The following is an 11,053-nucleotide window of genomic DNA, read 5'->3' on the forward strand; positions in this document are numbered from 1 at the left end:
TTCTGCTAAACACCTAATAAATATGATTTTGGCATGCCGTTTGCTCAACTATATAGTTATACAACCAAATAAAAAATATCGCTCAATATAGCTGCACTTTTAAAGATTCTATGATAATTTCCTTCTACCAATATCATATAAAACTCATATCCTTATGATAAAAAACAAAAAAGGGAGCTTTCGCTCCCTTTTACATTATGTTCCTAATAATCAAAAATATAAAAAATTTCCTACCTAGCAATCAATTATGCAAAGTATTTTTCTAAATCGTCGCTACCGCCGATGTGTTTACCACCAATGAATACTTGAGGCACAGTTGAACGACCAGAAACTGCACGTACACTCACGATTGTTGCATCATGACCTAATACGATCTCTTCAAAGCTTAAACCTTTATCGTGTAAAAGTTGTTTTGCTTTCGCACAGTACGGGCAACCAGGTTTAGTGAAAATTGCGATTGATTGCTGCACTTGATAATTTGGTGCAATGTATTTCAGCATTGTATCTGCATCAGATACTTTAAACGGATCGCCGGGTTCATTTGGTTCAATAAACATTTTTTCAACTACACCATTTTTCACGAGCATAGAATAACGCCAAGAACGTTTACCAAAACCTAAATCATCTTTTCCAACTAACATGCCCATACCTTCAGTGAAAGTACCGTTACCATCTGGAATGAATTTTACATTGTGTGCTTCTTCTGCATCTTTCCAAGCATTCATAACAAACGTATCGTTTACAGACACAACTAAAATATCATCTACGCCATGTTGTTTGAAAACTGGTGCAAGCTCGTTATAACGTGGCAAGTGAGAAGATGAACAAGTTGGCGTGAATGCGCCTGGTAATGAGAAAACAACAACTGTTTTGTTATCAAATAATTCAGATGTGGTCACATCAACCCATTGATCGCCTTGACGAGTACGGAATGTAACTTGTGGAACTTTTTTTCCTTCCATATTAGACATAATGTGTCTCCTCTGTGAGTTAAATTAATTAGCCCTAAAAACTTGATAGGCATTATAGAAAGTTTTGTGATATAGTCATAATCAATTAATTCTATCCTTTTAATTGACATATTCTATAAAGTGAGAACCCTATGAATATTCGTGATTTAGAATACTTAGTAGCTCTTTCCGAGTTTAAACATTTCCGTCGTGCGGCGGATTCTTGCAATGTTAGCCAACCCACTTTAAGTGGCCAAATTCGCAAACTAGAAGATGAATTAGGCATTATTTTACTTGAACGTACTAGCCGTAAAGTACTCTTCACGCAATCAGGTATGTTACTTGTCGATCAAGCTCGCACTGTATTGCGCGAAGTAAAATTACTCAAAGAAATGGCTAGTAATCAAGGTAAAGAAATGACAGGCCCATTACACATTGGATTAATCCCAACTGTTGGCCCTTACCTACTTCCTTATATTGTACCAACATTGAAAGAAACTTTCCCAGATTTAGAAATATTTCTTTACGAAGCCCAAACTCACCAACTATTAGAACAATTAGAAACAGGTCGCCTAGATTGTGCGATTGTGGCTCGCGTACCCGAAACTGAAGCGTTTATCGAAGTGCCTATTTTTGATGAAAAAATGTTACTCGCTGTATCCGACCAACATCCTTGGGCGTCAGAAAGTAAAATTGCCATGAATACCTTAAAAGGGCAAGAAATGCTCATGCTAGATGACGGGCACTGCTTACGTAATCAAACACTCGATTATTGTTTTACAGCGGGTGCCAAAGAAGACTCTCACTTCCAAGCAACTAGCCTTGAAACGTTGCGTAATATGGTAGCAGCCAATGCGGGTATCACCTTTATGCCAGAACTTGCGGTATTAAATGAAGGCACGCGTACAGGTATAAAATATATTCCTTGTCATTCGCCAGAACCGTCTCGTACTATTGCTCTCGTTTACCGCCCTGGTTCACCATTACGTAATCGCTATGAACGCGTTGCAAGTGCGGTCAGTGAACAAGTTAAATCGATTTTAGCGAATAAAAAATAATTTATCATAAGCTGAGGAAAACCAAATGGCTGGTGTTCGAGCAATTCAAAAAGAAAAAACCCGTCGGGCCTTAATTGACGCTGCATTCAATCAGTTGAGTGCAGAAAAAAGCTTTTCTAATTTAAGCTTACGTGAAGTTGCGCGAGAAGCAGGCATTGCACCAACTTCTTTCTATCGCCACTTTAGCGATATGGATGAGCTCGGATTAGAAATGGTAGATGAAGCAGGTTTAACTCTCCGTCAATTAATGCGTCAAGCGCGTAAACGCATTGATGCTGGTGGCAGTGTCATCCGTGTTTCTGTTGAAACCTTTTTTGAATTTATCACTCACAGCACTAACGTGTTCCGTTTGCTCTTACGTGAAAGTTCGGGGACTTCTCAAGCCTTCCGTACCGCAGCGGCCCGCGAAATCAAACACTTTGTGGATGAATTAGCTGAATACATTGCAAAGAAAAATCACTATTCTCAATATGTCTCTTATGTACAGGCAGAAGGCATGGTAACCATCGTATTCACAGCTGGCTCCAATGCCTTAGATATGACGAAGGCCGAACAAGATTTGCTAAAAGAACGTGTAATCTTACAGCTCCGTATGCTCGCTAAAGGTGGCGACTTCGCCGCTCATAAAGAAAAAATGATGCGAAAATAGACCGCACTTTTCAACTAAAACAAAACACCCGCATCTTTGCGGGTGTTGTTTTATCTAAAATAGGGAATTATTTACCATCCCAAGCTTTAATCGCATCTAAACGTGCTTTCACTTTGCTGCTTGAATCACCTTTGAAGTAATCTTTCGCTAAACCACCTTCAAAACCACCGTAGTTCGGGTTAGGTAAAACGATGAATGTTTTACCAAATTTCGCTTTGTTTTGTGCAACGAAATCACGACGTTCTGCATTTTGTTTACCATAGATCGCATCACCGAAGTCATCTAGGTTATCACCCACATAAACGACGATTTCATAACCTTGTTTTTCAATTTCTTCAAAACGCGCTGCTTTTGGTGATTTATCTTTTTTCAAGTAAAACGCTGAATCTTCAACACCATTAAAACCTAAACGTTTCATATCATCAATAGTACCTGCTTTTTCATTGCTTTCTTTACGATTAGAGACATAGAACATTTTACCACCGTGGGTATTTACATAGTTATTGAATTCTACTGCTCCTGGTACAACACCTGATTGACGAGCTTCTACCCAACGAGTCCAGTCTTTGCCATCAAATGGTTTATTGTTTTGCACTTGCCAACCTGCATAAGGGCTGTTATCTAACATGGTTTCATCTAAGTCCACCACAACAGCTTTTTTCTTACCTTTTTTCACTTTAGCGTGATCAAATGCCACTTTTGCCGCATTGTATGCTTGGTAAGAAAGGGCTTGGTATTCACCTGATTGTTGCATCCAGTTAAGACCTAATACCGCTTGTTGTTGAAGCTGAGCATCCGCTTCTGCACTCTTATCTTGAGTTGCACAACCCGTTAAAATAAATGCTGACATCGCTGCAATAGCAGTAAGTTTTAATGTTGTTTTCATTGATTGTTCCTTCTGTTAAAAAGTCATAATGACAAGCAAAAGTATAACAAGCCTATTCGGGCAGTGGCTACGGCTTTATCAAACTTTATAACTAATTTGTGAGATAGATCACATTTTTCATTCTGAAGTAATCTAACAAGCCCGATGAAATCATTTCAAAAATCATCTTATTTTTAACCGCACTTTTTCATCGCATTTCGCTGTATTTCACGGTAAACTATCCCCGGTTTTCAGAAATAATAGGTAATTTATGCGTCTTTTCATTGGAATTTTAGTGGGTATTCTCGTGCTATTTCAGTACGATCTTTGGTTTGGTAAAAACGGCTATTTTGATTACAAAGATGTCGCAGCTCAAATCAAAGAGAATAAAGCTGAAAATGAAAAGCTCTCACAAAGAAATCAAATGATTTCCGCCGAAATTCAAGGATTAACAAAAGGCTTTGAATCTATTGAAGAACGTGCACGCATGAGCCATGATATGGTCAAACCAAACGAAGTGTTCTATCACATCGTCAAAGAGCATAAATAATGAGCCGCGAAATTATTGCCGTTATTCCTGCTGCAGGCGTTGGAAGCCGTATGCAGGCAAATAAACCTAAGCAATATCTGAAAATCCTAGACAAGACGATTCTGGAACATACACTCTCTGTCATTCTATCCCACCCTGCAATCAATCACGTTATCCTTGCGGTGGGAAAAAATGATCCCTATCTTTCTGAAATTACCTTATTCCCTCATCAAAATATCACCCTAGTTGAAGGGGGAGAAACACGAGCTGAGTCAGTTCTAAATGGACTCAACGCGATAAAAAATGACCATGCTTGGGTGTTGGTGCATGATGCAGCCAGACCTTGTTTAACCCATCAAGATTTAGATAAATTGCTCCAAATCGATGATGAGCAAGGTGCTATTTTAGCTATTCCAGCGGTCGATACGATTAAACGCGCGAATAAACAACAAAATATTATTAAAACAGAAGATCGCACTGAACTCTGGCTTGCTCAGACGCCTCAATTTTTCCGTTGCGATCTATTAAGAAATGCACTTGAACAGGGGCTCTCTCAAGGTGCTAATATTACAGATGAAGCCTCTGCGATGGAACTTGCCGGATTTCGACCGCACTTAGTCGCGGGACGAAGTGATAATATTAAAGTGACACGTCCAGAAGATTTAGCTTTAGCCGAATTTTATTTAACAAGGAAAACTCTATGATACGAATTGGACATGGGTTTGATGTTCATGCCTTTGGTGAAGATCGCCCTTTAATTATTGGTGGCGTTGAAGTGCCTTACCATACTGGATTTATTGCCCATTCTGATGGAGATGTCGCCTTACATGCTTTAACAGATGCTTTATTAGGTGCGGCAGCATTAGGTGATATAGGTAAACTCTTCCCTGATACCGATATGCAATATAAAAATGCAGATAGCCGTGTTTTATTACGAGAAGCATTCCGCCAAGTACAAGAAAAAGGCTATAAAGTAAGTAATGTGGATGTGACCATTATTGCACAAGCCCCTAAAATGCGTCCTCATATCGATGCAATGCGAGCGAAGATTGCGGAAGATTTACATTGTGATATTGAGCAAGTGAATGTTAAAGCAACCACAACAGAAAAACTTGGTTTTACGGGTCGAAGTGAAGGTATTGCTTGCGAAGCCGTTGCATTGTTACTCAAAGCTTAAATTTTAGGTAAAAGAAAAGGTTGGTAAAATACCAACCTTTCTTTATTTAGATTAAATTCTTATTATTTTTTTAATAAATCGCGAATTTCAGTAAGTAATTCTTCTTGTGAAGGACCTTTTACTTTTTCTACTGGTTTTTTCACTTTGTTGATACCTTTGATCATCATGAAGATTGAGAATGCAATGATGACGAAATCAAAGACGTTTTGAACAAATGCGCCGTAGTTTAATGTTACTGCTGGAGTTTCACCTACTGCTTCTGCTAACGTGATTTTTAAATCTTTGAAATCTACGCCACCAGTTAAAATACCTAATACAGGCATTACTACGTCACCGACAAGTGAACTTACGATTTTACCAAAAGCACCACCGATGATCACACCAACTGCCATGTCTACTACGTTGCCGCGCACTGCGAATTCGCGGAATTCTTTAAGAAAGCTCATAAAATTTCCTTTTGTCTTGGTTTAAAAAATTAAAAGAGTGCGTATTATAGATTTTCAGATTAAAAAGTAAACTGTTATTTAAATAAAAAATGCACTTGGTTGGAATAATTTTTCTATTTCTGACACAGATTTCTTATCATTGATATAAATAATGACACTATCACCTTCTTCAATGGCCACCTGACGACGAGCAATGATTACTTCATTTTTACGTAAAATTGCCGCAATCATTGCACCAACTGGAAGTTTAATATCACCAATCTGTCTTCCAACCACATTAGATGTTGTCGAATCGCCATGTACCACAAGTTCAATGGCTTCCGCAGTACCATGACGCAAAGAGGCCACGTTTTTGATATCTCCTTTACGCACATGCCCCAATAAAGCCGAAATTGTCGCTTGTTGTGGAGAAACCGCAATATCAATGGTTCCCCCTTGAATCAAATTGATATATGCCATGCGTTGAATCAGTACCATCGCTTTTTTCGCCCCTAAACGTTTTGCCAGTAACGCCGACATAATATTGGCTTCATCGTCCGCACTTAATGATAAAAAGACATCGACGTTCTCAATATGCTCTTCAAAAAGTAAATTCTGGTCAGAAGCATCACCATAGAAAACAAGGGTTTTAGAGAGTTTCTCAGCCAAGACTTTTGCTTTTTCACCGTCTCGCTCAATAAGTTTCACTTGATACTTATCTTCTAACTGTTTTGCAACACCAGAGGCAATATTCCCACTGCCGGCAATCATGATACGCTTGTAGGTTTTCTCAAGGCGTTGCAACTCACTCATCACTGCTTTAATGTGCTCTGTCGCACAAATGAAGGTAATTTCGTCTCCCGCCTCAATAATGGTCGAACCTTGCGGGCGAATTAATTTATCATTACGTAAAATTGAAATGATACGGTAATCAATATGTGGCATATGCTCTTTAAAAGCAGATAACGCATAGCCCACTAACGGACCGCCGTAATATGCTTTTACAATCACAATGCTAATTCGATTATTGGCAAAATGCGCCACTTGCAGCGCACCTGGATAAGCAATTAAACGAGTAATCTCATCTGTAACTAAATTTTCTGGTGAAATCAGATGATCGATTGGTACGTTCTCATCATTAAATAATTTATCTTTCTCACGCAAATATTCCGCATTACGAATACGTGCAATACGTGTTGGGGTATTGAAAAGGGTATATCCCAACTGGCAAGCGATCATATTGGTTTCATCAGAAGCCGTTACGGCAACCATCAAGTCAGCATCAGCTGCCCCAGCATCTCGTAAAATCTTGGGTGAAGAAGGCGAACCTTTAACCACACGTAAATCATGCTTATCTTGCAAATTCTGCAAATGTTGGGATTCATTATCGACTAGCGTGATATCGTTATCTTCACTCACTAAATTTGCTGCAAGTGTTGTGCCTACTTGCCCTGCACCTAAGATGATTATTTTCATTCTGTTCTCTCCACAACCAAAGGTCGGATACCAATTTCAGCTGAATTTAGACCGCACTTTAATATTTCAATGCGGCGACAAATGGTCGCCGTTACTTGTTCTGCTTCTGCCATTTTTTCTGTAGTAATCGAAGGATCTTGTTTACCAAATAACAGACCATCAAGTAAACGTTCTGCATGCATCCCTTCACGACAAAAATGCAACACGCCTACATCTTCAAATAATGTGGCTACTTTTGCTGTTTTAGTCGTCGCAATGCCTAAAGCGCCATCTTCACCGCCGAGCTCTCGGAATAATTGATGTGTTGGAAATCCGCCGCACGCTAAGAAAAAAGCTTTATTGAAAACGATATTTCCCCCGCAGGTCATGCGCATATATTGCCATGCCTGATCAAAATTAGGGTGTTCTGCATAACGTTGGGCTAAATTTATCGGTTTTAATGCTAATCTCACCACCGATGTATCTGGCTGAAAATGAAATGTTGCCGAAGCCACTTCTAATGCTCCAGGTTCGTATGCATCATCCGCATCTAAAAATGCGACAAAATCAACCGCACTTTTAGCAGAGAGCATCGCCCCCCAATTTCGAGCCATCGCGACACCACTATTTTTCGGCATTTGCTCGACAGAAATTATGTCAGGATATTGCGCGGCAAACTGTAAGGCTAATGCAAATGTATTATCTGTCGACGTATCATCAATCAGCCAAAGACGGCCAAGATTACCTTGTAGTAACACAGATTCCACTGCTCGAATAAGCGTTTGTTCAGCGTTATAGCAAGGAATGACAACATCAATTAAAGGCAAATTCATTTAAGCTGACCGTTTTCTCAATTTTGCATAATAGAAACCATCCCCAACATTCTCTTGTGGTAAGAATTGGATTCCAATCGTATTTTCCGTTTGTTCAAACGGCAATGGCATTAATTCTGCATCGGGTGTTTCAACTAAAAAACGCTGTATTTGCTGACTGTTCTCATCAGGAAGCACCGAGCAAGTCGCGTAAAGCAAAATACCATTAGGTTTCAATTTTGCCCAAAGCGCTTTTAGAATTTGTCCTTGCAAGGCAACCAATTGAGCAATATCCGTTTCTTGACGTAACCATTTAATATCCGGATGACGACGAATCACACCTGTTGCCGAGCAAGGTGCATCTAATAAAATACGATCAAAGGATACACCACTTAAACCTATTTCTGAAAGCCACTTTTCTGGCTCGGTTGCATCACCGCAAACAACTGTCGCTTGCTGATTCAAACGGGTAAGATTTTCTTCGACGCGTTTTAAGCGATGAGCCTCCACATCAAGTGCTATTACCTTCGCTTGTGGTGCCATCTCTAAAATATGTGTAGTCTTCCCACCTGGCGCCGCGCAAGCATCTAAAATTAATTCATCATTTTGAGGCTCAAGCAATAAGGCGGACCATTGGGCATTGAGATCCTGGACTGTCACTGCACCTTGTTCAAAATTCGGCAGTTTCGAGACAGAAAATGGTTGCGCTAAACGTAAAGCATGTGGATTATCACATTCAAATGAGACTATCTCTTGCTCTTCCAATAAAGTGCGGTAAGTTTTCGTATTATTTTGTTGTTGGTTAACTCGCAACCACATTGGTGGCTTTTGGTTATTCGCCTCAATAATTTCACACCAATTCGGATAAGCTTTTTTGAGTTTATTCACAAACCATTCAGGATGAAGCGTTTGCCAATGTTTATCTACTACAGCAAGAATATCTTCTTGTTCCCGTAAGAAACAACGCAATACACCGTTAACCAAACCTCGGAAACTATCTGATTTTAATGATTTTGTGGCATTAACTACTTCATCTACCGCCGCATGAGCGGGCACGCGCATATAAAGTAATTGATACAATCCCACCAATAGCAAGCAGTGCACGATGCGGGTTTTACCCTTCAATGGCTTATCTAATAGTTTTTTTATAATATTTTCTAAACGAGGTAATACGCGACAAATACCAAAGGTGATTTCCTGTAATAAAGGCAAATCCTGTGGTTTTACCTGCGATTGCACGTCAGGAAGCAACGTTGATAAGGACTTACCTTGATCTAAAACCTGCAAAATCACTTGAGCAGCAATAGCGCGTACCGAAAGTGCGGTCGATTTTCCCGTTTTTTTGCGTTGAAATGCCATTATCTGAGCACCTTACCAACCTGGAACCAATCTGCTCGACCATTGAGGAAGTCTTGCACCGACATAGGTTTCTTGCCTGCGGGCTGAAGTTGCAATAAATTTAAAACGCCTTCTTTCGTGGCAATTCGAATACCTTTTTTATCGACACTTAAAATCGTCCCAGCTGGTTTATCTACATGAAGCAACACGGCAGCAGCATAAACTTTTAAGGTTTGTTCATTACCTTGCTCATCGGTTAATTGCAGGAAACTAATCGGCCAAGGATTAAACGCGCGAATATTGCGTTCAAGCTGGGCTGCCGATAGCGACCAATCTAATTTAGCCTCTTCTTTAGAAAGTTTCTCTGCATAGTTACTTTGGCTATCATCTTGTTTTTCCGCAATGAACTTCCCTTCTTCCAAATGATCCAAAACACTAATCAATGCCGACGGCGCAATTTCAGCTAATTTATGATAAAGCGAAGTAGAAGTTTCTTGAGCATCAATATCGCAATACACTTTATGTAACATATCACCAGTATCTAAGCCGGCATCCATCTGCATAATTGTCACACCGGTCTGTTGATCACCTGCCCAAATCGCACGCTGAATCGGTGCAGCGCCACGCCAACGTGGTAAGAGGGAGCCATGCACATTTAAACAACCTAAACGAGGCATATCTAACACTGCTTGAGGTAAAATCAAACCATAAGCGACAACAACCATCACATCGGCATTTAACGCTTTAAGCTCTGCTTGTGCTTCTTCTTTACGTAAGGATTTTGGTTGATAAACAGAAATTTGATGCTGTTCTGCTAATTGCTTTACAGGACTCGCCTGCAATTTTTTACCGCGGCCAGCCGGTTTATCTGGCTGCGTATAAACAGCAATAATATTGTGATGTGAATTTAAGAGTGCAGCAAGATGTTGTGCTGCGAAGTCCGGTGTACCGGCAAAGATGATATTCAATGGTTTCATAATGTTCTACGTTATGGCGTTGATAGGAAAAGTGCGGTCATTTTATACCGCACTTTTGATTATTGTTTTGCAATTTGTTTTTTATATTTCACTAATTTTTCTTTGATACGTTGACGTTTCAATGGTGAAAGATAATCCACAAATAAAATACCGTTCAAATGATCAATCTCATGTTGAATACAGATTGCTAATAAACCATCTGCATCAAGCGTAAATTCTTTTCCATGACGATCTAACGCTTTTACCGTGACTTTTTCTTTACGAGGCACTAAAGCACGGAATCCAGGAATAGATAAACAACCTTCTTCTATGCCTGTTTCACCTTCTGAGGCCAAAATTTCTGGATTGATCAACACTAATTGATTTTGTTTGTCACCTTCAATATCAATCGTAATAATACGTTGTAAGATATCTACCTGTGGAGCTGCAAGACCAATGCCTTCTTCTTGGTACATCGTATCAAACATATCATCTACAATTTTTCGAATGTCATCATTGACTTCTGCAACTGGCTCACAAACAACCTTAAGGTGATCATCTGGATAAATTAATACATTAAGTGCGGTCATATTTTCTCTTGTTTTATTAAAATTACGGCGGTGATTGTATCATAGAATCAACGCTTTGCTAAAATATTGAAAACTCCATAAACAAAAACCCCAAGCTCTTCAGCTCGGGGTTCTACATTCAATACCTGGCGGTGTCCTACTCTCACATGGGGAAGCCCCACACTACCATCGGCGCATCGGCGTTTCACTTCTGAGTTCGGTATGGGGTCAGGTGGGACCACCGCTCTATCGCCGCCAGGATTATTCCTT

Annotated in this window: 13 protein-coding genes and 1 rRNA gene; 5 read left to right on the forward strand and 9 right to left on the reverse strand. The window is 39.7% G+C overall.

What is annotated here, in order from left to right:
- Positions 1-245: 245 nt before the first annotated feature.
- Positions 246-971 carry a hybrid peroxiredoxin PGdx gene (gene pgdx, locus DPV97_RS05590; protein ID WP_049363942.1) on the reverse strand — a complete coding sequence of 242 codons (726 nt, stop codon included), beginning with the start codon at positions 969-971 and terminating at the stop codon, positions 246-248.
- Positions 972-1,102: 131 nt separating this feature from the next.
- On the opposite strand from pgdx, the gene oxyR reads away from it, so the two are divergent.
- On the forward strand, positions 1,103-2,008 hold the full coding sequence (gene oxyR / locus DPV97_RS05595) for a DNA-binding transcriptional regulator OxyR (protein WP_049363941.1): 906 nt from the start codon (positions 1,103-1,105) through the stop codon (positions 2,006-2,008).
- Positions 2,009-2,033: 25 nt separating this feature from the next.
- Positions 2,034-2,657: an HTH-type transcriptional repressor FabR gene (gene fabR, locus DPV97_RS05600; protein WP_014064558.1), complete on the forward strand. Its 624-nt coding sequence runs from the start codon at positions 2,034-2,036 to the stop codon at positions 2,655-2,657.
- Positions 2,658-2,724: 67 nt separating this feature from the next.
- On the opposite strand, the gene DPV97_RS05605 is transcribed toward fabR, so the two are convergent.
- Positions 2,725-3,543, reverse strand: coding sequence for a 5'-nucleotidase, lipoprotein e(P4) family (locus tag DPV97_RS05605; RefSeq protein ID WP_049363939.1), 819 nt, complete (start codon positions 3,541-3,543; stop codon positions 2,725-2,727).
- A gap of 250 nt (positions 3,544-3,793) precedes the next feature.
- Between DPV97_RS05605 and ftsB the strand changes: the two genes are divergently transcribed.
- Genes ftsB through ispF form a run of 3 tightly spaced genes read left to right on the forward strand, consistent with a single transcriptional unit; the run spans position 3,794 to position 5,228 of the window.
- A complete protein-coding gene (gene ftsB / locus DPV97_RS05610; RefSeq protein ID WP_005695064.1) occupies positions 3,794-4,072 on the forward strand; it encodes a cell division protein FtsB in 279 nt (92 codons plus the stop codon).
- Entirely contained in the window at positions 4,072-4,755 is a 684-nt protein-coding gene (gene ispD, locus DPV97_RS05615; protein ID WP_070712541.1) for a 2-C-methyl-D-erythritol 4-phosphate cytidylyltransferase, read from the forward strand. The genes ftsB and ispD overlap by 1 nt, the downstream gene beginning before the upstream one ends.
- Positions 4,752-5,228: a 2-C-methyl-D-erythritol 2,4-cyclodiphosphate synthase gene (ispF, locus tag DPV97_RS05620; protein WP_070712543.1), complete on the forward strand. Its 477-nt coding sequence runs from the start codon at positions 4,752-4,754 to the stop codon at positions 5,226-5,228. Before ispD ends, ispF begins: the two co-directional genes overlap by 4 nt.
- Before the next feature lie 62 nt (positions 5,229-5,290).
- On the opposite strand, the gene mscL is transcribed toward ispF, so the two are convergent.
- The 7 genes from mscL to rrf all read right to left on the reverse strand — a co-directional run bounded on the left by mscL (position 5,291) and on the right by rrf (position 11,043).
- The gene (gene mscL, locus DPV97_RS05625) at positions 5,291-5,674 is read right to left on the reverse strand and encodes a large-conductance mechanosensitive channel protein MscL (RefSeq protein WP_070712545.1); all 384 of its coding nucleotides are present in this window, start codon (positions 5,672-5,674) and stop codon (positions 5,291-5,293) included.
- Positions 5,675-5,752: 78 nt separating this feature from the next.
- On the reverse strand, positions 5,753-7,129 hold the full coding sequence (gene trkA / locus DPV97_RS05630; RefSeq protein WP_070712547.1) for a Trk system potassium transporter TrkA: 1,377 nt from the start codon (positions 7,127-7,129) through the stop codon (positions 5,753-5,755).
- The gene (locus DPV97_RS05635; protein WP_070712549.1) at positions 7,126-7,941 is read right to left on the reverse strand and encodes a glycosyltransferase family A protein; all 816 of its coding nucleotides are present in this window, start codon (positions 7,939-7,941) and stop codon (positions 7,126-7,128) included. The genes trkA and DPV97_RS05635 overlap by 4 nt, the downstream gene beginning before the upstream one ends.
- Positions 7,942-9,279 carry a 16S rRNA (cytosine(967)-C(5))-methyltransferase RsmB gene (gene rsmB / locus DPV97_RS05640; protein ID WP_070712551.1) on the reverse strand — a complete coding sequence of 446 codons (1,338 nt, stop codon included), beginning with the start codon at positions 9,277-9,279 and terminating at the stop codon, positions 7,942-7,944. It lies immediately after the preceding gene.
- A complete protein-coding gene (fmt, locus tag DPV97_RS05645) occupies positions 9,279-10,235 on the reverse strand; it encodes a methionyl-tRNA formyltransferase (RefSeq protein ID WP_070712553.1) in 957 nt (318 codons plus the stop codon). The genes rsmB and fmt overlap by 1 nt, the downstream gene beginning before the upstream one ends.
- 59 nt (positions 10,236-10,294) lie before the next feature.
- A complete protein-coding gene (def, locus tag DPV97_RS05650; protein ID WP_070712555.1) occupies positions 10,295-10,804 on the reverse strand; it encodes a peptide deformylase in 510 nt (169 codons plus the stop codon).
- A gap of 123 nt (positions 10,805-10,927) precedes the next feature.
- Positions 10,928-11,043, reverse strand: a 5S ribosomal RNA gene (gene rrf / locus DPV97_RS05655).
- Positions 11,044-11,053 lie beyond the last annotated feature (10 nt).

Source organism: Haemophilus parainfluenzae (assembly GCF_003253005.1).
Lineage (GTDB): Bacteria > Pseudomonadota > Gammaproteobacteria > Enterobacterales > Pasteurellaceae > Haemophilus_D > Haemophilus_D parainfluenzae_M.